The sequence below is a fragment of the Paenibacillus liaoningensis genome (assembly GCF_059609455.1).
Map to the genome: position 1 here is coordinate 162,566 of NZ_JCAALU010000004.1, position 26,711 is coordinate 189,276.

22 protein-coding genes are annotated in these 26,711 nt (G+C 49.7%); 19 read left to right on the forward strand and 3 right to left on the reverse strand.

All coding sequences use genetic code 11. The features are described 5' to 3' along the window. Nucleotides 1-3 precede the first annotated feature (3 nt). The 4 genes from AC6B99_RS06885 to AC6B99_RS06900 all read left to right on the forward strand — a co-directional run bounded on the left by AC6B99_RS06885 (nucleotide 4) and on the right by AC6B99_RS06900 (nucleotide 5,276). The gene (locus tag AC6B99_RS06885; protein WP_496663070.1) at nucleotides 4-846 is read left to right on the forward strand and encodes a carbohydrate ABC transporter permease; all 843 of its coding nucleotides are present in this window, start codon (nucleotides 4-6) and stop codon (nucleotides 844-846) included. Nucleotides 847-904: 58 nt separating this feature from the next. Continuing rightward, nucleotides 905-2,269, forward strand: a complete 1,365-nt coding sequence (locus AC6B99_RS06890) for an ABC transporter substrate-binding protein (protein WP_496663071.1) — start codon at nucleotides 905-907, stop codon at nucleotides 2,267-2,269. Nucleotides 2,270-2,507: 238 nt separating this feature from the next. Continuing rightward, nucleotides 2,508-4,013 (forward strand): right-handed parallel beta-helix repeat-containing protein, encoded by a 1,506-nt coding sequence (locus AC6B99_RS06895; protein WP_496663137.1) that lies wholly within the window; start codon nucleotides 2,508-2,510, stop codon nucleotides 4,011-4,013. Nucleotides 4,014-4,235: 222 nt separating this feature from the next. Continuing rightward, nucleotides 4,236-5,276, forward strand: a complete 1,041-nt coding sequence (locus AC6B99_RS06900) for a substrate-binding domain-containing protein (protein ID WP_494862129.1) — start codon at nucleotides 4,236-4,238, stop codon at nucleotides 5,274-5,276. A gap of 116 nt (nucleotides 5,277-5,392) precedes the next feature. On the opposite strand, the gene AC6B99_RS06905 is transcribed toward AC6B99_RS06900, so the two are convergent. Continuing rightward, nucleotides 5,393-6,298 carry an AraC family transcriptional regulator gene (locus AC6B99_RS06905; protein WP_496663072.1) on the reverse strand — a complete coding sequence of 302 codons (906 nt, stop codon included), beginning with the start codon at nucleotides 6,296-6,298 and terminating at the stop codon, nucleotides 5,393-5,395. A 172-nt stretch (nucleotides 6,299-6,470) separates the two neighbouring features. Between AC6B99_RS06905 and AC6B99_RS06910 the strand changes: the two genes are divergently transcribed. The 8 genes from AC6B99_RS06910 (at nucleotide 6,471) to pflA (ending at nucleotide 15,999) form a co-directional block, all read left to right on the forward strand. Then, nucleotides 6,471-7,112 (forward strand): carbohydrate-binding family 9-like protein, encoded by a 642-nt coding sequence (locus AC6B99_RS06910; RefSeq protein ID WP_496663073.1) that lies wholly within the window; start codon nucleotides 6,471-6,473, stop codon nucleotides 7,110-7,112. Between the two features lie 164 nt (nucleotides 7,113-7,276). Beyond that, nucleotides 7,277-8,125, forward strand: coding sequence for a sugar phosphate isomerase/epimerase family protein (locus AC6B99_RS06915; RefSeq protein ID WP_496663074.1), 849 nt, complete (start codon nucleotides 7,277-7,279; stop codon nucleotides 8,123-8,125). A gap of 42 nt (nucleotides 8,126-8,167) precedes the next feature. Further along, nucleotides 8,168-9,178, forward strand: a complete 1,011-nt coding sequence (locus AC6B99_RS06920; protein ID WP_494862119.1) for a Gfo/Idh/MocA family oxidoreductase — start codon at nucleotides 8,168-8,170, stop codon at nucleotides 9,176-9,178. Between the two features lie 195 nt (nucleotides 9,179-9,373). Next, nucleotides 9,374-11,800 (forward strand): nitrite reductase large subunit NirB, encoded by a 2,427-nt coding sequence (gene nirB, locus AC6B99_RS06925; RefSeq protein WP_496663075.1) that lies wholly within the window; start codon nucleotides 9,374-9,376, stop codon nucleotides 11,798-11,800. A gap of 15 nt (nucleotides 11,801-11,815) precedes the next feature. Next, nucleotides 11,816-12,184 carry a nitrite reductase small subunit NirD gene (nirD, locus tag AC6B99_RS06930; RefSeq protein ID WP_099521083.1) on the forward strand — a complete coding sequence of 123 codons (369 nt, stop codon included), beginning with the start codon at nucleotides 11,816-11,818 and terminating at the stop codon, nucleotides 12,182-12,184. A gap of 37 nt (nucleotides 12,185-12,221) precedes the next feature. After that, nucleotides 12,222-12,851, forward strand: coding sequence for a hemerythrin domain-containing protein (locus AC6B99_RS06935; protein ID WP_056042018.1), 630 nt, complete (start codon nucleotides 12,222-12,224; stop codon nucleotides 12,849-12,851). Nucleotides 12,852-12,920: 69 nt separating this feature from the next. Further along, nucleotides 12,921-15,194, forward strand: a complete 2,274-nt coding sequence (gene pflB / locus AC6B99_RS06940; protein ID WP_496663076.1) for a formate C-acetyltransferase — start codon at nucleotides 12,921-12,923, stop codon at nucleotides 15,192-15,194. A 16-nt stretch (nucleotides 15,195-15,210) separates the two neighbouring features. Further along, nucleotides 15,211-15,999 carry a pyruvate formate-lyase-activating protein gene (gene pflA, locus AC6B99_RS06945; protein ID WP_496663077.1) on the forward strand — a complete coding sequence of 263 codons (789 nt, stop codon included), beginning with the start codon at nucleotides 15,211-15,213 and terminating at the stop codon, nucleotides 15,997-15,999. 128 nt (nucleotides 16,000-16,127) lie between these two features. On the opposite strand, the gene AC6B99_RS06950 is transcribed toward pflA, so the two are convergent. Next, complete coding sequence (locus AC6B99_RS06950; protein ID WP_430162813.1) at nucleotides 16,128-16,526, reverse strand: SET domain-containing protein; 399 nt, start codon at nucleotides 16,524-16,526, stop codon at nucleotides 16,128-16,130. A 288-nt stretch (nucleotides 16,527-16,814) separates the two neighbouring features. Between AC6B99_RS06950 and AC6B99_RS06955 the strand changes: the two genes are divergently transcribed. Further along, on the forward strand, nucleotides 16,815-17,075 hold the full coding sequence (locus AC6B99_RS06955; RefSeq protein WP_496663078.1) for a hypothetical protein: 261 nt from the start codon (nucleotides 16,815-16,817) through the stop codon (nucleotides 17,073-17,075). 67 nt (nucleotides 17,076-17,142) lie between these two features. Here the strand turns inward: AC6B99_RS06955 and arfA are convergent, their stop codons facing one another. Continuing rightward, the gene (gene arfA, locus AC6B99_RS06960) at nucleotides 17,143-18,654 is read right to left on the reverse strand and encodes an arabinosylfuranosidase ArfA (RefSeq protein ID WP_099521075.1); all 1,512 of its coding nucleotides are present in this window, start codon (nucleotides 18,652-18,654) and stop codon (nucleotides 17,143-17,145) included. 161 nt (nucleotides 18,655-18,815) lie between these two features. Here arfA and AC6B99_RS06965 point away from each other — a divergent pair, with 161 nt between their 5' ends. The 6 genes from AC6B99_RS06965 to AC6B99_RS06990 all read left to right on the forward strand — a co-directional run bounded on the left by AC6B99_RS06965 (nucleotide 18,816) and on the right by AC6B99_RS06990 (nucleotide 26,706). After that, on the forward strand, nucleotides 18,816-19,718 hold the full coding sequence (locus tag AC6B99_RS06965) for an ArsR/SmtB family transcription factor (RefSeq protein WP_056042007.1): 903 nt from the start codon (nucleotides 18,816-18,818) through the stop codon (nucleotides 19,716-19,718). A 49-nt stretch (nucleotides 19,719-19,767) separates the two neighbouring features. After that, the gene (locus tag AC6B99_RS06970) at nucleotides 19,768-21,339 is read left to right on the forward strand and encodes a response regulator (protein WP_494880519.1); all 1,572 of its coding nucleotides are present in this window, start codon (nucleotides 19,768-19,770) and stop codon (nucleotides 21,337-21,339) included. A 3-nt stretch (nucleotides 21,340-21,342) separates the two neighbouring features. Then, nucleotides 21,343-23,145, forward strand: coding sequence for a histidine kinase (locus AC6B99_RS06975; protein ID WP_494880521.1), 1,803 nt, complete (start codon nucleotides 21,343-21,345; stop codon nucleotides 23,143-23,145). Nucleotides 23,146-23,565: 420 nt separating this feature from the next. After that, nucleotides 23,566-24,861: an ABC transporter substrate-binding protein gene (locus AC6B99_RS06980; RefSeq protein WP_056042002.1), complete on the forward strand. Its 1,296-nt coding sequence runs from the start codon at nucleotides 23,566-23,568 to the stop codon at nucleotides 24,859-24,861. Between the two features lie 131 nt (nucleotides 24,862-24,992). Then, a complete protein-coding gene (locus AC6B99_RS06985; RefSeq protein WP_046233756.1) occupies nucleotides 24,993-25,889 on the forward strand; it encodes a carbohydrate ABC transporter permease in 897 nt (298 codons plus the stop codon). Next, nucleotides 25,882-26,706 carry a carbohydrate ABC transporter permease gene (locus tag AC6B99_RS06990; RefSeq protein WP_046233755.1) on the forward strand — a complete coding sequence of 275 codons (825 nt, stop codon included), beginning with the start codon at nucleotides 25,882-25,884 and terminating at the stop codon, nucleotides 26,704-26,706. The genes AC6B99_RS06985 and AC6B99_RS06990 overlap by 8 nt, the downstream gene beginning before the upstream one ends. Nucleotides 26,707-26,711: the final 5 nt, after the last annotated feature.

Sequence of the window (26,711 nt, forward strand, 5' to 3'; positions counted from 1 at the left end):
TATATGAATGGCGGGCAAAAGAGCAGCATTACAGCAACGGTCTCCAAGTATGTATTGCTTCTCGTAGCGTTGGTGTTATTTGTAGGGCCTCTCGTGTGGATGCTCTCAACCATGATGAAGACGAAGGCGGAGACGTACAAGGTGCCGCCGACTATTTTTCCAGAACATATGAACTTTGATGCGTTTGAACGATTGTTCGCCGTCCAGCCCATGATGTGGCAGTGGATTCAAAACTCATTTGCGATTTCGTTTTTCGTCGCCTTGGGCGCTGTCGTTTCCAGCTCCATTGTGGCTTATGGATTTTCGCGTTTTGCGACGAAATACCGGGATAAGCTTTTTCCGATCGTGCTGCTGACGCTGATGATTCCGCCGTCTATTATGATGATTCCATCGTATGTGCTGTTTGCGAAGCTGGGGTGGATCGATACGTGGCTGCCGCTGATCGTTCCGGCATGGCTCGGAGGCGCCTATTACATTTTTTTATTCCGGCAATTTTTTCTTACAATTCCGCAGGAGCTCGATGAGGCGACTTATCTGGATGGCGGCAATCGCTGGACCGTATATGCGAGAGTCATTATGCCGCTGTCCAAGCCGATTATTATTACGACGATCATTTTCGCTTTCGTCAACTCTTGGCTCGATTTTCTCGGACCGTTTCTGTATATCAAAAATAATGAGCTGTTCACGCTGAGTGTTGGCCTGCAGCTGCTGATTGGACAAACGAGCCAGGATTTCCCGGCGCTTGCTGCTGGTGCTTTTATTAGCATCATTCCGATTGGCCTGCTTTATTTCTTCGCACAACGCTATATTGTGGAAGGGGTGGTGCTGACGGGCTCCAAAGGATAGTCGCGCGTTCTGGTTCTGGTTTTCTTGCTTTCTACATGACGTAAAAGGGGAACTGTATATGAAAACGAAGAGCAAATGGAAGTTGAGTGTAGGTACTACGTTGTTGGCTGCGTCTATTCTTGTAACGGGCTGCGGAGGCGGCAATGCAGGCGGACAGACGAATACGGCGAATCCAGCAAGTGCGGGCGGCAATTCCAGCGCGCCAGCTGAAGAGGCTGTAACGATTACCTATTCCCAGTGGGGAACGGCGGAGGAGCTTCAGCGCACACAGGAACTGCTGAACAAGTTTACGGAGGCTAATCCGAGCATTACCGTTAAGCTGGAAGGCAAAGACTGGGGCAGCTACTGGGACGGACTGACGGCGAATGCCGCTGGCGGTACGCTTCCAGACGTATTCAAAACCAGCTATGCTTATGTAGAGAAATATGCGGAGCTGGGCATTTTTAAAGAGCTGGACGGCTTGCTCGCCGATAATAAATTTGATTTGAACAATGTGGATCCGAGCTTGCTGGGTCTTCATAAGTATCAGGGCAAGCAGGTGTCGCTGCCCATTGATGCGAACGTTATCGTATGGTACTACAATAAAGCATTGTTCTCTGATGAAAAAACAAACCCGCTGAAGGCACCGATGCCATCGCTTGAGCCAACTTGGGATGAAATTACCGATATCGCAACGAAGCTGACGTTTGATAAAAACGGCAAAAACGCAGGCGAAGCGGGCTTTGATGGCAAAAACATCGTGCAATGGGGCCTTTCGATTTCCCCAGGCTCGACGATGGACTGGTTCCTGGAACCTGAGCTGTGGTCGAATGGCGGCAAGCTCGTCAATGATGACGGAACGCTTGCGCTCGATACGCCAGAATCGATTGAAGTGCTGCAATATTTTATTGATTTGACGAAAAATAAAAAGATCAACACAACGCCTGCGCAAATCGAAGGGCTTGGCGGCCAAGTCAACCTTGCGATTACAACGGGCAAGGTTGCAATGAATCCGGGCGGCAGCTGGAACACCGCCAACTATAAAGAAGCGGGCATCGATTACGGCATCTCTTATTTGCCGAAATTCAAGACGAACCAAACGGTTGTCCAGCCAGCGGGCATGGCAATCAGCGCTAATACGAAGCATGAAGCGGCAGCTTACAAGCTGCTGGCATGGCTTGCGGGCCCAGAAGGGCAGACGGAGCTGGCGAAGCAAGGGTATTCGATTCCGGCTAATAAAGCGGCTTCGGACGCTTATATCGAAACGATGGGCGAAGCGAACAAAATCTTCCTTGACGCCCAGCAATACGGCATCGTATCGCCGTTCACGGCGAAGAAAACCGATCTCGTATGGACGTATGGCGAGCAATCGCTTAAGCTTCCACTTGCGGGCGAAGGCGACCTAATGGCGGCGATTAAGGAATTGACTTCCAAAGTAAACTAAGACGAAAAATAACAGCAGCATTGGAACCGAGCTTAAGGTTCCGAGCTGCTGTTGTTTTGTGTTTGTGTAAGGTATGGCCTATAGAATGCCGATATAATAGAAAAGGTAGCCACGGGGCCATCTATCTGGCAAAATAACAGAGGTCTACAGCATACTGGCTGCCACGAAAGTGGAGCATACCTCAAGGAGAGGATCGTTCGCCATGAAAATGAATAAATATGTAACAGCCATGCTCGGCATGGCGGTATTTACCTTGCTTGTCATCGGTGTTTCGGGACCGGACGTTTCGGCGGAGGGAGCCGAATATTATGTCGCAACGATGGGCAATGATTCCAATGCCGGTACGATAACCGCGCCATGGAAAACGCTGCAGCATGCAGCTGATGTGGTGCCAGTTGGAAGCACAGTTTACGTTCGGGGCGGCGTGTACAACCAGAAGCTGAACATAACCCGTTCCGGCTCGGCTGCGGCAGGGCCAATCATCTTCACGAATTACGCAGAAGAGGTGGCTGTTATTGATGGCACGGGTCTGACGGCGAGTGGTGCGGAAGGGCTCGTTAGCTTGACCGATGTCAGCCATGTGACTATTAAAGGCTTGGAAATCCGCAATTTTACAAGCACTTCGAAAAATGAGGTGCCAATAGGCATCTATGTAAGCGGAGCTGGAAGCTATATCGGCTTGCTGAACAATAAAATTCATGATATTAAAAATACTTCGACGCCGACAGGCAGCGATTTGCTGGGCCGCGATGCTCATGGCATTGCCGTATATGGGACGAAATCGCCGGCTTCGCTGAACAATCTGACGATTGACGGCAATGAGCTGTACAATCTGGTGCTGGGCTCCAGCGAATCGCTAGTGCTCAATGGCAATGTGGATACGTTCTCGGTCACGAACAACCTGATCCATGATAATGATAATATCGGCATTGATCTCATTGGCTTTGAAGGCACAGCGCCAAGCACCACTTATGATCAAGCGCGTAATGGTCTTGTGAAGGGCAACAGAGTTTACAATATTACGTCAAATAACAACCCTTCTTACGGCAAGAAGCTGCCAAACAACAGCAACGCAGCGGACGGCATTTATGTCGATGGCGGCAAAGACAGCATCATTGAGCAAAACTACAGCTATAACAACGATATTGGCATCGAAATTGCTTCCGAGCATAAAGGCAAATCAACGAGCAATATTACCGTTCGCAGCAATATCATTTACAACAACCGTCTAACCGGTATTGCAATGGGCGGCTACGATAAGCAGCGGGGCTCCACGACAGACAGCAAAATCGTCAACAATACGCTGTACAAAAACGATACGCTCGGCGATGGCAGCGGCCAGCTTTACGTTCAATTCGATACGAAAAATAACATTATTAAAAATAACATTATGGTGGCCAGCTCGTCAGGCGTCCTCATTTATAACGAATATACGCAAAACTCCGGCAACATCGTCGATTACAATTTGTATTTCACGCCAGGCGGAAGCTCGGATGCCTACTGGGTTTGGAAAAATGTCGAGTATGACGGCTACGCTGCATATAAAGCCAATTCCGGCAACGATTCGCATTCCTTATTTGTTGATCCTAAGTTCGTAAATGTCTCATTGAATGATTTCCATCTGCAAGCGACGTCCCCAGCTATTGATGCTGGCGATACAGATGCCGCAATTATCGGGTTACTGGATATGGATGGCCAGCCGCGTGTACAGGGGGCTGCCGTTAATATTGGTGCAGACGAGTAACGGAAGAACTTAAGCAGGCAAACGGTTAAAAAGACGCAAAAAACGCCAGGGAAAGCAAGCTTCCCTGGTGTTTTTTTGCTGTTAAGAAACGGCGATTTCCTTGACTTCCCCGGGGCTGGACTATAAAATTATATTTGCCGCAAATTATTGTTAGACAAATAAAATTTGCCCCAATTATATTCGGGCTTATATCTATTGCTTGGGTGAAGAGAGGAATCAGGAATGGCTAAACTGAAAGATATAGCGGATCGCGTTGGCGTATCCATCTCGACGGTTTCACGCGTAATGAAGAACGATGCGAATCGCTCCGTTAGCGACGAGACCCGTAAAAAAATTTGGGAAACCGCCGAGCAGCTTGGCTATCGCACGCTTCGACCGGCAAAGAAGAAAAAGGCAGAAGCCAAAACAGCCTACAGAATTGGCTGCGTAGTTGCGATTCCGCAAAACAAATACAACAACCCGTATTTTTCCGTCATATTGGAAGGGATAGAGAAGGAGCTTGCCGCCTCGGGTATGCGCCTCGAATTCGTATACAGCATTGAGAAGGAAACCGATACCGAGCAGCTGCAAGCGCTGGTGAAGGAGCATCAAATCGACGGCATGCTCGTGGTGGAGAGGATTGATCCTGAAGCGTACCGCTGGATTAAAGCGAATGTCCGGGCGGTCGTCGGCGTCGATATTGCCGATCGGGAGATTCCCGTGGTTAGCTACGACCGGGAGGCGGCTGCGAAGGAAGCTGTGAACCATCTTATCGCGCAAGGCCACCGTCATATCGCCTATATTGGCGGCTCGGAATACAAGGACGACTTCCGTGCGGAAAAACGTTTTCTCGGGTATCAAAGCGCCTTGAAGGAAGCGGGCTTGCCGATTGATGATGAATGGGTCATTAATGTGAAATGGGATGTGGCGCTCAGCTACGAGCTGACGAAGCAGGCTTTTGCGAACAATGCGCAGCGGCCGACGGCTATTTTTGCCGCCAGTGACATGATGGCCATTGCGGCGATGCGCGCAGCGACGGAGCGCGAGCTGAAAATTCCCGATGACATTGCTTTTTTTGGCGTCGATAACATTGAAATATCCGAATTTACTTCGCCGCCGCTTTCGACCATTCATGTGCCCAAGCTGGAGATGGGCATGTTCGCAGTCAAGCTGCTGATTGATTATTTGGAAAATCAATATGAAATCGCCGTCAAAATGGTCATACCTTATCGCTGCCTGCTCCGCCATTCCACCAGCAGCAAGCTTACACATGCAACCCCATAACACGGCTTCGTAAGCAGCTATAGTCAAGCTTTAGGGGCCCGCAATAGCAACATTGAGAGGACTTCTGATGTAAATCAGGCGTCCTCTTTTTTGTTTGCTTGTTACGGGGTTGCGGCTTATAAAATGTTCGACAGCTTGCGGTATTCGCGCGGCGAGATGCCTTCATGGCGGCGGAAAATACGGCTGAAATAATGGATATCGGGGTAGCCAACGCTTTCGCCGATGCTTTCAATCGATAGCCCGGATTCACGCAGCAGCCTTCTCGCCTCCCGGTGGCGGATCGATTGCACGAATTCGCTCGGCGGCATTCCCGCCATTTGCTTAAACAGCTTCGCCATATGGTCGACGCTCAAATTCAGCCGTTTCGCAAGGCTCGTATTCGTCCACCGCTCCGCGGGTGCTTCTTCAATTTGCTTCATGACCTCCAGCAGCTTGTCCCCGTGCACAGAACCCTGCGCAACGGAGCTTGAAAAGGAGGATCGCAGCAGATAGGTGAGAATTTGCAGCATATACGCTTTGCAGGCGAGCTCATAGCCTGGCGGACGCATCGTAAACTCGTGCACGAGCTGCTCCATGAGCTGGACACATACGAGGGAAGGCGTATAGACGATGCTTGCCGATAACGGAGCGAGCTGCTCTGCGCAAGCCTCCACCGCAAATTTATCTGCCTGAGCCTCCTCTGTATAGACGACCATATCCGCCTCGGTCTGAACGTCCAGCTCATCGAAAAAATCAAAGTGAATACCGAGAAACCTCGCTTCAGGAGTCGATATAATCTCATTTTGGTGATAGACGCCCGAGGGCAAAAAAATAAGCTGGCCCGCTGTAAGCGTGTAGCGCTGCCCTTGCATATGCGTCGCTGCTTCTCCATGGGTCACATACAGCAGCTCAAAATCATACAGCCTTCGCCTCGGCATAGCCCCCGGCGGCAGGCTTTGAAATTGAGCGTAATGGACGCTTGGCGACCATTCCCGAAAAGGAGCTATCCTTTGCAGTGGGTAGTGTGCAGCTAGGTTGTCCACAGAGTCAACCGCCTTTCCTATATTTGCATGTGCAACAAAACGGATTTGTGCAAATAATCTCTTTTTCGACTAAATAAAAATCTGATTAAATCGGCTATTATAAATGTATTATCACATGTTTGCTAAAGGGTTTCAACATAACGGATTTTGCTAAAAAAGGAGCATGAAGCTGATGGATTCCGCTATAGCTGCCATTGGCGGCAGCTACATTTGCAAGCGGCTTGAGCCCGCTGTGTCTGGCGCTTCATCCGCCTCGCTGGATTGGGGACGTTGTGAGGCGTTGGAGCTGGTAGATACAGTAACGGGCGCGCCGCCACGGGAGCGGACAGAGGTAAGGATAGGCTGGAGTTCGGAGCAATTGCATATCCGTTTCGCATGCAAGGATTCGCATATCGTTTCAGATTTTACGCAGCGGGATGAGCCGCTTTATGAGCAGGATGTTGTCGAGGTGTTTATTGACGAGGAGGGGGAGGGCCGGCGTTATATGGAGCTGGAGGTTAGCCCTCATAACGTCGTATTTGATGCCATCATCGAAAATGACGGCTCAGGCGGCATCAGCTCCTCTGATCTAAAATGGCAATTTTCCCGCCTCCAGACGTCCGTACAATCAGACGGTCAAGGAAATGTGCTCTATTTCATTGATATTCCAGCATCCAATTTCAAGCGTCCATTCGCCCCTGGTTTATCGATGCGGATGAATCTATACCGCATTGATCAAGATGTTCAGGGTATACGCGAGTATCAAGCATGGCGACCTACGCGAGCAGTAAATTTCCATCTGCCGCAGCATTTCGGCAAGCTCATTTTTAATTAAAGTTTTTTAAAAGTTGGGTGAGCAAGGCAAGTGTAGTAAAAGGTTTGGATTTGAGAAGCGGAGCGTTCGTAGGCAATAACGATCGAAAACCAAATCTTTTACGCAGCGCCGATCCTTGTTCACCCAGCTTTTAATCTGAATTTATTTAACAGGAGGTTTCTCAAATGAAAAAAGGGATTAATATTTGGTCATTCAACAGCAATACCACCATCGCAAGCTGCATCCAAACGGCGAAAAAAGCCGGCTTCGACGGTATCGAGCTGTCGCTTAACGGCTCAGGCGAGCTGAGCCTCGCGGCAACGGATCAGGAAATTCGCGACATTAAGGCGCGTCTAGAGGAAGCGGAGCTGGAAATCGCGGGCCTAGCAACGGGGCTGTATTGGGATTATGCGATGACGAGCGCGAACCCGGAGACGCAAAGCAAAGCGATAGATATATGCAAAAAACAGCTGGAGCTTGCGGCGGCGCTTGGCGTCGATACGATTTTGGTCATCCCTGGCGCCGTTGGCGTTGATTTTATTCCCGGCAGCGAAGTAACGGATTACGAATATGCGTATAACCGTGCCCAAGAGTCGATTGCGAAGCTCGTTCCTTTTGCGCAAAGCGCGAACGTATCGATTGGCATTGAAAATGTATGGAATAAATTTCTGCTGTCGCCGCTTGAGCTGCGCGGGTTTATCGATTCATTCGGCTCCAGCTTCGTAGGCTCTTATTTCGATGTCGGAAACGTCGTGCAAAATGGTTATCCAGAGCAGTGGGTACGCATTTTGGGCAACCGGATCAAGAAGGTTCATTTCAAGGATTACCGACGCCAAGCGGGCGGACTCCATGGCTTTGTCGACCTGCTTGCAGGCGATGTAAACTATCCAGCTGTCATGGAGGCGCTGCAGGCGATCGGCTATGACAATTACGTCACGGCCGAAATGATTCCGCCGTACACGCATCATGCGGAGCAAATTATTTTCAATACTTCCAAAGCGATGGATGCGATTTTGGGCCGCGGAAACGGCTAACTCATTTCGCCAAAAGCTTTTATTTGATAAGGGGGATTCACGATGTTAAAAGTAGGTCTTATCGGATTCGGTTTTATGGGACGCATGCATTTCGACAACTATGTTCGTCTTACAGAAGAGGGCGCGCAAGTAAAACTGGCAGCGATTTGCGATCTGATGATCGAGGAATTGAAAAATGGCAAAGCTTCCGGCAATATGGCGACGGGCCAAGAGGTTTATGATCTATCGCCGTACAACCTGTATGACAGCATTGAGAAAATGCTCGAAAACGAGGAGCTCGACATCATCGACATTACGCTGCCGACTTATTTGCATGCCGAGCTGACCTGCAGGCTGCTGGAAAAGGGGCTGCATGTGCTCTGCGAGAAGCCGGTAGCCGGAAATTCCGCTGATGGCTGGAAAATGGTGCAAGCAGCTGAGCGCACAGGCAAAACGCTGATGATCGGCCAATGCTTGCGCTTCTGGCCAGCCTATGAATATTTGAAATCCGTTGTGGAGGATAACCGTTTTGGCGCGGTAACGGGCGGTTATTTCTTCAGAGGCTCTGCCGCCCCTAAAGGCTGGTTCCTTGACGGCAGCAAGAGCGGCGGGGCTGTACTGGATATGCATATCCATGATACCGACATGATCCACTGGCTGTTTGGCAAGCCGGAGCAAGTCTCGACGCTCGCTCGCAACGTCATTCCAGGCAGCGGCTACGATACGGTATCAACAAATTACGTCTACCCGGACGGCAAAGTGCTGAATGCGCAAGCAGACTGGACGCTCGAAGGCGATTTCGGCTTTGCGATGACGTATCGCGTCAATTTTGAAGGCGGCAATCTGCTGTTTGAGAACGGACAGGTTAAAGTGAATCCCAACAACGAGCCGGGCTTTGTAGCTGATCTATCGCCGGACATGGGCTATTACCGCCAAATCAAATATTTCCTTGAATCGGTAAACGCAGGTACGCCCGTATCCGTCTGTATGCCGGAAAGCGCTGTAGGCACGCTGGAAATTATTGAAGCAGAGCTTCGCTCGGCTGATGAGCGCGGCGCATTAATCCGTCTGTAAGCATGCATTCGGCGGCAAGTCGGCCAACTTGAAGGCGCATGAAAACATAGGCTAGCCCCTTACGCTATAGACAATGGCGGCAAGGGGCTATTTTTATAATAATCGCTTTTTTGTGAAAAATATCACATAACTCCCGAGCATTGTTGTTTATACTGTTGGTGAGTACGATGAAAGCTGTACAGGGAGGCGTTTGCAATGGGAATCATACGGCAGAAGCTTGTGCTGATTGGCAATGGGATGGCGGGGATAAACACGCTGGAGCATATACTCAAGCTGTCCCCGGAGCAATATGACATCACGGTATTCGGCAGCGAGCCGCATCCAAACTATAACCGGATCATGCTTTCTTATGTATTGGAAGGCAGCAAAACGATGGACGATATTATTTTAAACAGCTGGGCCTGGTATGAGGAGCATCAGATTACGCTGCATACGGGAACAACCATAACATCTATTGATACGCAGCAAAAAATCGTTTTTGCGGACAATGGGCTGTTCGCAGCCTATGACCGTCTAATTATAGCAACAGGCTCGAATCCCATTATACTGCCCGTTCCTGGGCATCAGAAGCAGGGCGTCGTAGGCTTCCGCGACATGGCGGATTGCAGCGTCATGCTGGAGACAGCGAAGCAATATCGCAATGCGGCCGTTATTGGCGGCGGGCTGCTTGGATTGGAAGCTGCCAAGGGCTTGCTCAATTTGGGCATGAATGTGACGGTCATCCATTTGATGGCGGATTTAATGGAGCGCCAGCTTGACCCGAGCGCTTCGGCGATGCTGAAGGCGGAGCTGGAGCGGCAGGGACTGCATTTTCTCATGGAAAAGCAGACGGCGGAAATTTATGGCGGCGAGCGAGTTGAGGGGCTGACCTTCAGCGATGGAACGAAGCTGGAATCGGATTTTATCGTCATGGCAGCGGGCATACGGCCTAATACGGCTTTAGCTAGCGCGAGCGGCATTGAAGTGAAGCGAGGCATCGTTGTCGATGATTACATGCAAACGTCGGCGGAAGGCGTGTACGCTGTTGGCGAATGCGCCGAGCACCGCGGCATTTGCTATGGCTTGGTTGCCCCGCTGTTTGAGCAGGGGGCCGTACTCGCGAAGCAGCTATGCGGCGTGCAAACGAAGCCTTACGAGGGGACGCAATTGTCGACGAAGCTGAAAATTTCGGGCGTAGATGTATTTTCGACTGGCGTATTCTTGGATCAGCCAGAGCTGACGGTTATTCGCAAGCAGGATGACTGGAAACAGCAATATAAGAAGCTGCTGCTTAAGGGCGATACAATCGTTGGCGGTGTGCTTTATGGCGATGTCAGCGATTCGAGCCGAATTCAGCAGTGGGTGCGCGAAGGTGCGGCGATGACGGACGCTATTTATGCGGAGCTGATGGGAACGGCCGGCACTGCGCTGTCAGCCGCTGATCGCGTAGCGCAAATGGCCGACGATGAAATCGTATGCGGCTGCAACGGCGTATCGAAGGGGAGCATCGTAAAGGCGATTAAGGACAACTCGCTCACCACGGTTGATGAGGTTAAGGCATGCACTGGGGCTGGGCGTTCGTGCGGCGGCTGTGTGCCGACGGTTAGCCATTTGCTGCAATATGTGCTAGGAGACGAATATGCTGGGCAGAAAACCAAGACTGGCATTTGTGGCTGCACCGACCTGAGCCGCGATGAGATCGTAGCTGCGATAAAAGAGAAGCATTTGACGACTGTGAAAGAGGTCATGCATGTACTAGAGTGGCATCATTCGGAGGGCTGCTCGAAATGCCGTCCAGCGGTCAATTATTATTTGGGCATGCTGTGGCCGCAAGAGCATGAGGACGAGAAGGATTCGCGCTTCGTCAATGAGCGGATGAACGCCAACATTCAGAAGGATGGCACCTACACCGTCGTGCCGCGGATGTACGGCGGCGTGACGACGCCGGAGGATTTGAAGAAAATTGCCGATGTGGCCGTGAAATATGAGGTGAAAATGGTCAAAGTGACCGGAGGCCAGCGGCTTGATTTAATTGGGGTCGCGAAAGAGGATTTGCCGCTCGTATGGAAAGAGCTGGATATGCCTTCGGGCTATGCGTATGCGAAGGCGCTGCGCACAGTGAAAACCTGCGTCGGCCAGCAATTTTGCCGCTTCGGTACGCAGGATTCGATCGGCATGGGCATTCGGCTGGAAAAAACGTTCGAGCGGATCGATATGCCCGCCAAGTTCAAAATGGCCGTGAACGGCTGTCCGCGCAACTGCGCGGAGTCGTGTACGAAAGATATCGGCATCGTCGGCAATGACGGCGGCTGGGAAATGTTCGTTGGCGGCAATGGCGGAATCAAGCCGCGCATCGCCGAGCTGCTGTGCAAAGTGAAAACGGATGAAGAGCTTGTGCAGATGGTGGGCGCTTTTACCCAATATTATCGGTTGACGGCGAACTATTTGGAGCGCACCTCGGAGTGGGTGGAGCGTTTGGGCATTGAGGCGATTAAAGCAGAAGTCGTTGACAATATGGACCGCCGCCGCGAGCTGTATCAGGATATTTTAGCCGTGCTAGCCGAGCTTCAGGAGCCGTGGAGCGCAGCTCTAGAGGAGCAGGGGGAAAGCAGCTATCTGTTCGAAGCCATTCAATTGAAATAGGAGAGGAGCAGCCAAATGACTACACAGGTAAACAAGGATTTGACCTATATTAAAATCGGCACGCTTGAAGATTTTCGCGAACGGATGGGGCGGGTCATCCGCTTGAACGAGAAGGAAATTGTTGTGTTTCGTACAACGGACGGCACCTTGTATGCCCTGGACAATCGCAGTCCTCATCGCAGGGGAGGCCCACTCGCGGAAGGCATGGTATCGGGACATTTTGTTCTGGACCCGCTATACGATTGGAAGATCGCACTGGATACCGGGCAGGTGCAGGCGCCTGATACTGGCATGGTGCCAACCTATCCTTTGAAGATAGAAGGCGAGGATGTACAACTGGGGCTAACGCTGGAGCAAGCGGGCCAGCTGGCACTGGAACGATAGAAGCTCGTATTTTAAGCGAATAAAGGAGGTTTATCTATTGAATACGGCAACGGTTAACAAGGAAGGCGGTCAAGGCAAGAAGGGTTTTGGCGAATGTGCTTGCTGCAGCGGCAACCATCTATTGCATGCGCTTTTGGAGCAGAAGGAGAGGCAGGACGTCGGCATTCAGCCGGAGAAGCTGAAACCGGCAGATTGGAGCAAGCAGTCCATTGCCGGGATGGTGCGCCAGCTCATGTTCGGCTATCATCTGTTTCTCAGAGCCGAGCTGCCGCTGCTGCATGAACTGACCACGCTTATTACGAGCGTTCATGGCAGCGAGCACCGTCAGCTGATTGAGCTGCAGCAGCGCTTTCATGCTTTAAAGGTTTTGCTGGAGCAGCATTTGATCGACGAGGAGGAATGCTTTTTCCCGCTCATTCTGAAATATGAGCGGCGCCATTCCGCTACCGCGTTCAGGCAGGCGAAGCAAATGGTCGAGAAGCTTGAAGGCGACCATAGGCGTATCGGCAATATGCTGCTGCATCTTAGGCTGGCTTCGGCGCATTATGTGCTGCCGGATGATGCGTGCGAGGCTTTCGCTTATACGTACACGAGGCTGAAGCAGCTGGAAGCGAAGCTGCTGGAGCATATCCGGCTGGAAAATCATTATTTATTTTATAGATTGTGATAATATTCACATTTTAAAAAAGAACCCGGTTTTATACTGAAGCTATAAAGGATATGGGAGGCGAAGAAGATGGCTGTCAATCAAACCGATCGCATTAAAGTGGCAGAATCTGCGGGCGCTTGGCGGGGCTTTGCAGCAGGCAAGTGGCAGGAACGCATTGATGTAAAGGATTTTCTGGATCATAACATTCAGCCTTATACTGGCAATGAGGAATTTTTGGCGGGAGCCACCGAGGCTACTGTCGAGCTTTGGCAAAAAATCCAGCAGCTCGTCAAGCAGGAGCGGGCAAACGGCGGTGTGCTGGATATTGACCTGCATACGGTTTCCAGCATTACCGCCCATGCGCCCGGCTACATTGACCAGAAGAAGGAGCAGATTGTCGGGCTGCAAACCGACGCACCATTGAAGCGCTCGATTCAGCCATTCGGCGGCATCAAAATGGTCGTAGATGCTTGCGAGGCCTACGGCTTCGAGCTTCCTGGCGAAATGGTCAAAATGTTTACCGAGGTTCGCAAAACCCATAACCAAGGCGTATTCGACGCCTATACATCAGAGATGCGGGCAGCGCGCAAAGCGGGCATTATTACAGGACTGCCGGATGCTTACGGACGCGGCAGAATCATTGGCGATTACCGCCGGGTAGCCTTGTATGGGGCCGATCGTCTCATCGCCGGGAAGAAGCAGGAGCTGCTGCTGCTGGAAACAGGCACGATGACGGAGGAGACGATTCGCGACCGGGAGGAAATATCCGAGCAAATCCGTTCGCTGCAAGAGCTTAAGCAGATGAGCCTTGCCTACGGCTGCAACATCTCCCGTCCAGCAGCTACGGCGAAGGAAGCGTTCCAATGGCTGTATTTTGCTTATCTGGGGGCGATTAAAGAGCAGAACGGCGCGGCGATGAGTCTTGGGCGCGTTTCCAGCTTTCTCGATATTTATATCGAGCGCGATCGGCTGGAAGGAAGGCTGACGGAGGAGCAGGCACAGGAGCTGATGGATCATTTTGTCATGAAGCTGCGGATCGTGAAGTTTTTGCGGACGCCAGACTATAATGAGCTGTTCAGCGGTGACCCGACCTGGGTGACAGAGTCGATTGGCGGCATGGCGGTCAATGGCCAGACGCGGGTGACACGCAGCTCCTTCCGTATTCTTCATACCCTGTATAATTTAGGGCCGGCACCGGAGCCGAATTTGACCGTGCTGTGGTCAGCCAGCCTACCGGAAGCGTTCAAAAAATATTGCGCCAAGGTGTCGATTGAAACGAGCTCGATTCAATATGAAAATGATGACATTATGCGCCCGCAGTTCGGCGATGATTATGGCATTGCCTGCTGCGTCTCCGCGATGCGGATCGGCAAGCAGATGCAATTTTTCGGAGCGCGGGCGAATTTGGCAAAGGCGCTGCTCTATGCCATCAATGGTGGTGTGGATGAGGTTTCCGGAGCGCAGGTTGGGCCGGCATTTGCCCCGATAACGAGCGATTTGCGCCTCGATTATAAAGAGGTGATGGGCAAATATGACGCCATGCTGGAATGGCTGGCTGGACTGTACATGAACACGCTGAACATTATCCATTACATGCATGATAAATATGCATATGAGCGGCTGGAAATGGCGCTGCATGACCGCGAGATTTTGCGTACGATGGCATGCGGCATTGCGGGCTTGTCAGTTGTGGCGGATAGCTTGAGCGCAATCAAGCATGCGGTTGTTATACCGATTCGCAATGAAAATGGCATCGTGGTCGATTTTGACATTCAGGGCGAATACCCGATGTACGGCAACAATGACGAGCGGGTAGACCGGATCGCCGTGCAGCTGACCGAAACGTTTATGAATAAGCTGCGCAAGCATCGCACTTACCGCGGCGCATTGCCAACGATGTCGGTGCTGACAATTACATCGAACGTCGTGTATGGGAAGAAAACGGGCAGCACGCCGGATGGCAGAAAAGCAGGAGAGCCTTTTGCCCCAGGAGCAAATCCAATGCATGGCAGAGATCGCAAGGGCGCGCTTGCTTCGCTCGCATCCGTTGCCAAAATTCCGTACGAGGATTGTCTCGACGGCATTTCCAATACGTTCTCGATCATTCCGAAGGCGCTCGGCAAGGAGCCTCAGACTCGCATTAACAATCTGGTGTCGCTGCTCGACGGTTATGCGGATAGCTCCGGCCATCATTTGAATGTTAATGTGTTTGAACGGGAGCAGCTGCTTGATGCGATGGAGCATCCGGAAAATTATCCGCAGCTGACGATTCGCGTATCGGGCTATGCCGTCAATTTTATTAAGCTGACCCGCGAGCAGCAGCTCGATGTCATAAACCGTACGTTCCACGGCGCAGTATAGAAAGGAGGCCCTAAGCATGTTAGGCAGAATCCATTCCTTTGATACGTTTGGAACCGTCGATGGACCGGGCATCCGCTTCGTGCTTTTTATGCAGGGCTGCGCATTGCAATGCCAGTTTTGCCACAACCCGGATACGTGGGATACTGGAGCGGGAAAACAGGTGACGATCGACGATATATTGCAGGAAATAGAGCCTTATGTACCGTATTACCGCCGCTCCGGCGGCGGCATTACGGTTACGGGCGGGGAGCCGACGCTGCAAGCGCCCTTCGTAACCGAGCTGTTCAAAGCGTGCAAGCAGCGCTGGGGACTGCATACGACGCTTGATTCCTCCGGTTTTTGCGAATCGAATCACGCCGAGCCGCTTATGGCGGTTACCGATTTGGTGCTGTTGGATTTGAAAATGATCGATTCCGCCAAGCACGAGCAGTTGACCAGCCGTCCAAATGAGCGGATTTTGCGTTTCGCAGATGCTTTGAGCTCGTGGAAGCAGCCGGTATGGATTCGGCATGTGCTCATTCCGCAGGTGACCGATGGCGGCGACGATTTGCGCGCGCTTGGCGCTTATATTAGCGGGCTTCAATCGGTTGAGAAGTTTGAGATTTTGCCCTATCACCGAATGGGCGTGTACAAGTGGCAGCAGCTCGGACGTGAATATCCGCTGGAGGGCGTTCCGAGCCCGACGGAGCAGGAGGTCGCGCGGGCATACCGCCTCGTGCAGGAGGGTGGTGTCCATGCCGCCTCGCAAATACTAGAAGCAGCGGGCATAGAAAAGAAGCAGCCTGTCAGCCGATTGCTCGGCTGATGAGCTGCTTCTTTTTTTCTTTAAATGGCTATGTGACCTTAGCGATTGCAGCATAAAAAGCCCGAAAGGCGAGCACTAATTCCATAGTGCCTATCTTTCGGGCTTCAATTCTTCTATTCAGCGTTCAGCTAATCTGCTTTATTCGTGTCCTGCTCCTCATTAAACCATAGAGGATCCTCGCAATCGACTTCACCGTTATAGTTAATGAGCAGTTCTTCTCCTGCCTTAATATCGGTAAAGGCAAAAAAGTCTACCGTCAAATTGTCAAAATTAAGCTCATAGAACGTGTTCGGCGTATAGGAGTGATTAAACAGCATGCCATAGCCAAGCAAAAGAGCGGAATGATTCGCGCCATATTCGAAGGCATAGTCGCCAATAATCGTTTTCTCAATATGGACATGCTCCTCGTTGTCGTAAGGAATAACCGGTGCTTCGTGAATAAGCGCGCCCTCGGCGATGTCCTGGGTGGCGAATACGCCGCGGTTCAGCTCGCCATTGCTGAGCTGGGAAGTACGAATTTCAATCATGAAAGTATCCTCTGTCCACTAAATCATATAATGGAATTCTTTTTCTCAACATTATAGCCCGCTTTCGCTGAAAATAGCAATGCCGCTGTTTCCTGCCCATACAAGGGCGCCCAGTCGGAGGGGCTGTACGGAGGTACTATAAAAACATGGTACTATTGCAGGCAAGCAACCTCTTGTATAGTTGAGTTAGACATATATGGCAAACATACATACTGCTGTTTCCCCTCTTAATAATATTTATATCGTTATCAGGAACATTCGCCAGGAGCAGGGAGGTGACTTGACGCCATGAACAGAGTTTTGACAAGGCAGCAGGAGCTGCAGCATAAAGCTGCTGTACTCAAGCAATATGAGGTTTATGGTTATCAGGTTGCCTTCTATGTGTTGGCGGATGAAGCGCTGGCGGCTCAGGCAGTGATGCAGGCTTTTAAGCAATTGTTTCAGGAGGGGCCGTTTTTCGAGCAGCCACAGCCTGTGCAAAAGCAGCAAATGAAACGAGCCGTCATGAAGCAATCCTTGCTTAGCAAATCCGCTGCTATGCTTCAATAAAAAACCTCCGAAATCCCTTAAACAGGCGAATTTCGGAGGTTTTTTGGTTCGGCTGGCTAGCAGCGAATTAGTTTGCAGTAACTTTCAGGCGGATCATATTCCATGAAGCTTTGCCCAGTACGGCGCTAACTTGACCGCCATCGACTTTGGCTGTGCCATTGTTATGCGGCAGAACTTGATTAGGGCGGGCTTTCGTATTACAAGCCTTAATATCGTCATTTTCCAGCACGACATGCTCAATTAGGCTGACGGCGCCGAAGCTGCGAACATCAACATCCAGATCAAGCGATTCCTTCAAATGACGGTTGACAGCGAAAATTGTAATTTCGCCTTGTTCTTCATTGTGAACGCTGATCGCTTCTAAATAAGGCACATCAGTGAAATCCTTCGAATCGTATTTAGGCGATGAAGTAATGGGTTGAAGCACGGTGCCTCTTCCATACAGCGAAGCGTGCTTGTAAGGGAAATACGTCGTTTGCAGCCAAAGCGGACCGCCATTTTCCGTCATAATCGGAGCGATAACGTTAATGAGCTGGGCCAGGCAGGCAATTTTCACCCGGTCTGCATGCTTAAGCAGCGTAATGACGAAGCAGCCGACAGCAAGCGCATCCTCAAGCGTATATACATCTTCAAATTCCGGCGGTGCAATATGCCAGCGCTCCTCTGCACGGCTTGTGCCGATGGAGTTCCATACATTCCACTCATCGAGCGACAGCATGAGCTTCTTCTTGCTGCGCTTCTTCGCTTTCATGTAATCTGCAATCGCGGTTACGCTGTAAATGAATTGATCCATATCGAGCGATTTCGCAAGGAAGTTTTCCGAGTTGTTTTCATTGTTGTTGTAATACGTATGCAGCGACAGGTAGTCGACCTGATCATAGGTCAAATCCAGTACAGTCGCTTCCCAATCGGCAAATGTGCTCATGCCGCTCGACGAGCTGCCGCAGGCAACAAGCTCGATCGATGGATCAACCCAGCGCATGACTTTAGCTGTTTCATTCGCAAGCCTTCCGTATTCGACTGCTGTTTTGGCACCGATCTGCCAAGGGCCGTCCATTTCATTGCCGAGGCACCACGTTTTGAACTTATGCGGTTCTTTGTAGCCATGAGAAATTCGCAGATCGCTATAATAGGAGCCGGATGGATGATTGCAATATTCGACGAGATTGCGGGCCGCATCGACGCCGCGTGTGCCGAGATTGACTGCCATCATGACTTCGGAGCCTACGAGCTTCGCCCAATCGGCGAATTCGTTAGTGCCGACCTCATTCGTTTCGGTCGTCCACCAAGCCAGCTCAAGCAGACGCTTGCGCTCTTCTTTCGGGCCAACGCCATCTTCCCAATTGTAGCCAGAGACGAAATTTCCGCCCGGATAGCGTATAATAGGAACGTTCAGCGCTTGAATCGCTTCGAGCGCATCGCGGCGGAAGCCATTTTCATCGGCAGTCGGATGCCCTGGCTCATAAATGCCGCCGTATACGGCACGTCCCAGATGCTCGATGAATGATCCATATAGACGCGGGTCAACCTCGGCAATTTTAAAATGTTTATCAATAAGCATCGTTGATTTCAAAGACATATTGGTAAAACCTCCTGTTTAATGAATTAGCCAAAAAATGAATTCATATACTTGCTATCTCCTTATATTTTTAACATAATGAATAAATACAAGCAATAAATAAGGTCCGTAATAATGAAGGATTAGCTAAATTGATAATCCTGTAAATAGGATGTGACAGAATGTACTTAACGACGAATGCGGAATCGCTTCGGGTATATGAGGCGCTGGCAAGCGAGGTTCGCCTGCAAATTATCGATTTGCTGGACGAGCGGGAGCGGCATATTAAGGAGCTGGCAGCCGAGCTTTTTTTGAGCAGCGCAATTGTCAGCACCCATGTGAACAAGCTTCAGCAGGCTGGCATTGTGACCAGCAAAATGAAACGGGTAGGCGGCGGCACCTATAAATATTGCTCGCTGTCAGCGGAATATTTGCAAATCAGGCTGTCGAGGCCAAACGATCAGAAGCGGAAAAACATTGAAACGATGCTCCCAGTCGGCCATTATACCGATGTAGCCGCCTTTCCGACCTGCGGCATTGCAACTACGGAAAAGCTGATCGGGCAATATGATAACCCGAAATATTTTTTGGACCCGGAGCGAATGAATGCCGGCATTTTATGGTTTGCCAGAGGGTATGTCGAGTATAAGGTGCCCAATCATCTTTTTGTTGATCAACGGGTTCAGGAATTGGAAATATCATTGGAAATTGGTTCGGAAGCGCCGCAAATTAATGAAAATTGGCCGTCGGATATCCGTTTTTTCATCAATGGCTTGTATGTAGGCGAGTGGACGAGTCCAGGCGATTTTGGACGTGTGCGCGGGAGGCTGTCTCCAGACTGGTGGCGGGGCGACGTGAATCAATATGGCTTATTGAAGGTGCTGCGCCTGAATGAGAACGGCACCTTCATTGATGGCTTGCAAATATCAGAGCTGACCATTCATGATCTGGATTGGGAAAGCCCGTTTTTGACGCTGCGCATCAGCGCGGAGGAAAGTGTGCCGGGCAGGGGAGGATTAACCTTGTACGGCAAGGGGTTTGGCAATTACAATCAGGATATAAGAATTCGCACCTATTATGAATAAGCCCCAGACACTTCAAAGGGAATAGCAAGATGATAATGGAGGGATCGTAATGGCGCCTTTTTGCCGCGTGCTCATTGTAGATGATGAACTATTAGTCAGGCAAGGCATCAAGCATTTATTGAATTGGGAAAAGGAAGGCTTTCAAATTGTCGGCGAGGCTGCGAGCGGAACGGAAGCTTTGGAGCTGATTCAGCAGCTGGAGCCGCATATCGTCATAACGGATATCGTCATGCCTGTCATGGATGGCGCGGAGCTGACCCGGATCGTTAAAGCGAGATTTCCGGAAATCGAAGTCATTGTGCTCAGCAGCTTTGGGGAATTCGATTATGTCAGATCAACCTTTCAAAGCGGCGTTGCCGATTATATATTGAAGCCTAAGCTGGAGGCGACCCATCTGCTTGAGGTTTTGAAGCGCACCGCGCAGCGAATTCCTTCATTGAAGCTGGAGCTTGCCCCCACGGATAAAAATACAACGGTCCAGGTGCTGCTGGATATGCTGATGGATGGGTTTGGCGTAGAGCTTGATGAGGAAGATGCAACTTTTCCTTACGACAGCTTTCGAATGCTAGGTGCAGAGTGCAAGCCGTCTGGAGACAAAAATGCGGTGCTCGCCACAGCCGAGCTGCTGAAAAAAAGAATGCAGGCGGAGCTTGTCGTTTCGCTGGAGCAGTCGGTCTATTTTCCACTTAGGTCGGAGGCGGGACGCGTCGTGCTGCTCATTAATATGAACGAGCAGGAGAGCCCGCAGCTTGCTGCCGCCGCACGCAGGCTTGACGAGTGGACAAGCGAGCAGAAGCTTGAGGCGAGATGGACGCTGGGCGAGCCGTTCAGCAATTATACCGAGGTGGGGGATCATTTCAAGCTTCATTTTCTCAAAATGAGCGATTACCGCTTTTTTCTAGCGGACCCGGATCGTTTGCTTATTGCAGGGGAACTGCCCTATATGCCGCCTGTAGAGGATAAGTTTGATTTGCCGCGTTTTTCCGAGCAGCTGAGCAAGCAGCAGTTTGAGAGCGCTTTTAGCGAACTGCTCGCCTATGTGCAGGGCGCTTCGCATTTTTATAAGAAGGATGTATTTGAGTTTAAATCGTTCCTTAGCAATGTTATTTTTAATATGACGATTGTATTGGGCCGTCTGGAGGTGGATGCATCGCACCTAGAGGAGGCGAAATACCGCTACTTCAAGGAAATTGGCGATGCAGCGCATATAAGCGAAGCGATTGTTTTAATGGAAGCATTCGTGAGCGATGCGGAGGCTGTGCTGGCAACTCGAAAGCAAGGAGCTGGCAATCCGAATATGGCGATGCTGCTTGCCTATATTGGCGAGCATTATGCTGAGCCGCTTAGCCTGACGGAGCTGGCGAAGCATTTTCATTTTAACCCGTCGTATTTGTCTACGTATTTCAGTGCGCATAATAATGAGGGCTTTAGCGAATATTTGAACAAAATCCGGGTGGAGAAGGCAGCGGAGCTGCTGCTTGCCGATACGGCGTCCATTTCGGAAATCAGCGGCATGGTAGGGTACTCGGATCACAGCTATTTTACAAAAGTGTTTAAAAAAATAACGGGCTTGTCGCCCAGCCATTACCGCAAACAATATGTCAACCAGAAAAGGGACTAATGCATGAAGGCGTTTTTAGCAAAATTTAAATATCACGGCTTGTTTATTAAAATGTTTACCGTCACCTTAGTCAGCATCATTTCCGTTTCGCTGCTTACTACGCTTGTGATGATGCAGATGTCGCAGCGTCTGTTCATGGATACGTTCAGCATTACGAATGGAAAAATCATTAATCAGGTCCAGACCAATTTCGAGTCGTTCAGCTATTCCATTGTGACCGCGACCAATGATGTGCAGCAAAGCGGAACACTCAAGTCGTTTCTGAAGGAGCCCGATCAGAGCACCGCTCAGTCGCTGAAAAGATATTATGAAGCCAATACGCAGATGAAGCGGATTCAATCGAACGTTTCCGCTTATTCGGTGAACATTACGATAACGGGCATTAATGGCCGCAGCCATTCGTCTGACAGCACCTATTGGCCTCGCTCTATTGAAAAGCTTCGCAGCAGCGAGCTTACGAAGCATGCTTTGCAGGAGCCGCGGCGTATTTTATATGAGCTGGATCAGGAAAGCATGAAGGCTGGAGACAGCTCAAATGCGGTTGTTGTAGCCTCGAAAACGCTGCTGGAGCGGACGAGCGGCCAGCCTTACGGCCAGCTTTATTTTGCCATAAAAGAGAAGGATTTTCGGAAGTTTTATACGAGCTTCACGAGCATCGGTAATGATGTTGTAATCATTAATAAAGCGGGCATGATCGTTTCGAGCAACCAGGAGCAGCTTGTAGGGACAACGGTACCAGAGCTTTTGACCTATGCCAAGAAAATTGAAGAGCAGCAGCTGGACGTTATGGATACAACGGCATTGGGAAAAAGCAGCCTCGTGCTGTCGAAATATTTGCCGACCTATGACTTTTATTTGGTGAACTTGATTGATAAGCAGCAGGTCATGAGCCAAATGGTTGATTTCAAAATGGTTGCCCTCATCTCCCTTGCGATCGTACTGCTGGCGCTCATTATCGTCTTTGTGATTTCAAGGCGGCTAACGAGGTCGCTTACGCTGCTGGCGCGGCAAATTTCTAGAGTGACGAAAAATGATTTCAACAATTATACGTCGGTAACCGGAAGCTACGAAATTAAGCAATTGGGCAATGCCTACAACTATATGCTGGATGAGCTGAACGATTACATTAAGCGGCTTATTCAGACGCAAAAGGATCAGCGCAATGCCGAGCTGTCTGCCCTGCAAATGCAGATCAATCCTCATTTTCTGTATAATACGCTGGCGTCGATTAAAATTTTGGTGCAGCAGGGCAACAAGGACAAGGCTGCGGACACGATAAACGCACTGATTTCCTTGCTGCAAAATACAGTGAGCAACATAAGCGAGACGATTCCGGTTTCGCAGGAGCTCGTCAACCTGAAAAATTACGTATTTATTAACCATGTGCGTTATGGCGAGCAGATACGGGTCAATTATTTTGCGGACAAGGACTGTATGGGGGCGCATTTGCCGAAGCTGGTCATCCAGCCATTTATGGAAAATGCCTTTTTCCATGCCTTTCATGAGCGCAGCGAAGGTTATATTTATGTACTCATCTCCCGTGAGGGCGATTCGCTCATTTGTGAGGTCGTTGACAACGGCGTCGGCATTAGCGGGCTTGGTAAAGCGGGTGATAATTTAGGAGCAGCTGAGACAGATCGTGAGCGCGGCGTGCATTCGGCCAGCCATTTTTTCTCGGGCATTGGCATTCGCAATGTGCATGACCGTCTGATGCTGCTTTATGGCGAAGGCTACGGGGTGACGATATTCAGCGATCCGGGCCAAGGGACACGCGTGAAAATCAAGCTTCCGTTGTTGTTTGAGTAATGGGGAATTTTAAAACAGTGGCTGTCAGGTTAAACCTGCATTGCCGCTGTTTTTTTATTGAGCAGCCTTAAATTGTCGAATTCAGTATAATAGTAGCCCTTGAAGCACAAAATTCAAATAAATCATTTTCAATATGAAGGATGGTGACAGGGAAATAAGAAATAGGAAATCAGCCTCATTGACACACTCAATCCAGTACTTAGAAGAAAAACCTTGATCTTTCCAAATGACGCCTAAATATATTACCAATAAGCAAATTAATTACTATTGGTAAAAAATCACTGTTGTATATCAAATAAAAGAATGACAAATCCCTATAAAGATATTGCTATCGAATGCAATAAACAGATTGTTATAATGAATAATGTTAGCCGGCAAACGCTTTCAGTTACGCAGACAATAAAAAAGGGGTTGGGTTCAGTGAAAAAAATGCTTGCCATCCTATTGGCCAGCTTCGTGCTGCTCACAGCATGTTCAGCTAAAACAAATGATTCTACAAACACAGGCAGCGGAGAAGCTACAAAAGAACTTACCGTTTGGGCTTGGGACAAAACGTTTAACATCGGCGCTATGGAGCGTGCGGGTGAGGCTTATGCCGCTAAGCACCCTGATGCAGGCGTAAAACTTAACATTGTTGAAAATGCACAAGCTGACATTATCCAAAAGCTGAATGCAGGTCTTAACTCGGGCACAACAAAAGGTCTTCCAACCATTATTTTGATTGAAGATTACCGTGCGCAAAGCTTCTTGCAAGCTTACCCGGATGCTTTCTTTGACCTAACGGATTACATCAAACCGGCAGACTTTGCCGATTACAAAATCGGGCCGACAAGCCTTGATGGCAAACAATACGGCGTACCATTCGACTCCGGTGTAACTGGTCTTTATGTAAGAACAGACTACTTGGAGCAAGCTGGCTACAAAGTAGCTGATCTGCAAGAGCTGGACTGGAACCAATTGATCGAAATCGGCAAAGCAGTAAAAGCTAAAACAGGCAAACAACTGCTGACACAAGATCCTAACGATCTTGGCCTGATTCGTATGATGATTCAATCCGCTGGCTCGTGGTATTTGAAAGATGACGGCGTAACGCCGGATCTGGCAGGCAACCCGGCTTTGAAAGAAGCGTTTGAAACGTACAAGAAACTGATGGAAGCGGACATTGTAAAAGTGACTTCCGACTGGAGCCAGTTTGTAGGCGCGTTTAACAGCGGCGAAGTAGCAAGCGTTCCAACGGGCAACTGGATTACCGCTTCGGTTAAAGCAGAAGCATCGCAGTCCGGCAAATGGGCGGTTGTACCGTTCCCTAAACTGGCGAACAACGCTGATTCCGTTCGCGCTTCGAACCTTGGCGGCAGCTCGTGGTATGTAATGAACGTTGATGGCAAGGAAGCGGCAGCTGAATTTTTGAAAGAAACATTCGGTTCCGATGTGGATCTGTACCAGAAGCTTGCTACAGATATCGGCGCAATCGGCACACTGAAAGCAGCAGCTGACGGCGAAGCTTACAAAGCAGCTGACGATTTCTTCGGCGGACAAAAAGTTGTAGCTGATTTTGCAAAATGGACAGCTGAAATTCCAAGAGTTAACTACGGTATGCATACGTATGCAATCGAGGACATTCTTGTTGTAGAAATGCAAAACTTCATGGGCGGCAAAGCAATCGATCAAGTATTGGCTGATGCTCAAGCTCAAGCAGAAACACAAGTTAAATAAATTCGACCATACGGCAGATGAATAAAATCTTGGGCGATCATAAGCCCTCGCCAGAAAAGCTCGTGCTTGGATGGGCGGGGGCGGCGATTGCCCCGAGATTTTATTTCCGTGAAGAAAGGGGTTAGGCTTTCGTGAAATCAGCGCAGCCTGGCATAAAAATTCGTAATCGAGCTAACTTGACGGGATGGCTGTTCGTCATCGTTGCCGTCGTGCTAATCGCATCCTTTTATTTTTACCCAATGATTCAAGCGCTTCTTCTCTCGTTCAAATCCGGCAAAGGGATGAACCTCCACTACGTTGGTTTTGACAACTACATTCGTCTATTCAGTGATCAGACGTTCCGTGTGGCGTTAAAGAATACCTTTATTTATCTGATCATTCAAGTACCGGTTATGATTGTGCTGGCCATGTTTATTTCCGTACTGCTCAATGACAGCAAGCTGAAGCTGAAGGGCTTTTTCCGCACAGCGATATTCCTGCCGGCGGTTACTTCACTTGTTGCCTACTCGGTTATATTCAAATACTTATTCGCAGGCGACGGCCTTGTGAACCAATTGCTGCTCAAGCTGCATCTGATTGGCACGCCTATTCAATGGATAACAGATCCATTTTGGGCTAAAATTACGGTTATTATTGCCATTACATGGCGCTGGACAGGCTACAATATGATTTTCTACTTATCAGCTCTGCAAAATATTGACCATTCGATTTATGAGGCTGCCAAAATCGACGGAGCTTCTTCGACGAGACAGTTTTTCGGCATTACGATGCCTTTGCTGAAGCCTATTATTTTATTTACATCCATTACATCGACTATCGGTACACTGCAGCTGTTCGACGAGGTTGTGAACATTACGAAGGGTGGTCCGGGCAACGCATCTATGTCCATCTCCCAGTACATTTACAATCTGTCCTTCAAATATTCCGCAGACTTCGGATATGCAGCAACGGTGTCTTATTCTATCGTAATTATGATTATTATTTTGGCATTTGTTCAGTTTAAAGCGGCAGGTGATAAAAATGGATAAGCTAAAACGGGTATCGGTTTATATTTTTCTCAGCGTCGCAGCGTTCATTTCCATTTTCCCGTTTCTGTGGATGATCGTCAGCGCGACGAACAGCTCCTCAGATGTAACGCAGGGCAGACTGCTTCCAGGCAGCAAGCTTATTGAAAATATTAATAACTTGTTCAGCTCGGTTGACATTGTGCCGGCGCTCATGAATTCGGCTAAAATTTCGATCTCGACGACGCTGCTGGCGATGCTGATTGCTTCGCTTGCAGGGTACGGCTTTGAAATTTATAAAAGCAAGGCGAAGGACATCGTCTTCACGATTTTGCTGCTGTCGATGATGATTCCGTTCGCGGCGATTATGGTTCCGCTGTATCAAATGTTCGCGGGAATATCGAGCAGCGTTCCGTTTTTAGGGCTTGATACCCTATCGGGCGTCGTGCTGCCGACGATGACGACAGCGTTTCTCATCTTCTTTTTCCGTCAAAACACTAAAATGTTCCCGAAAGAGCTGCTTGAAGCAGGCCGTATTGATGGCTTGAACGAGCTGGCCTTGTTCTTCCGCATTTATGTGCCGACGATGAAGACGACGTATGCGGCAGCGGGAATTATTACGTTTATGTCGAGCTGGAACAACTACTTGTGGCCGCTTATCGTGCTGCAATCGCCAGACAAGCGTACGATTCCAATGCTGATCTCTAATTTGGGCTCCAGCTACACGCCAGATTACGGCATGATTATGATGGCAATTGTGATTTCGACGATTCCGACAGCGCTTGTGTTCTTCCTGATGCAAAGACATTTTGTAGCGGGTATGACCGGTTCGGTCAAATAATGATT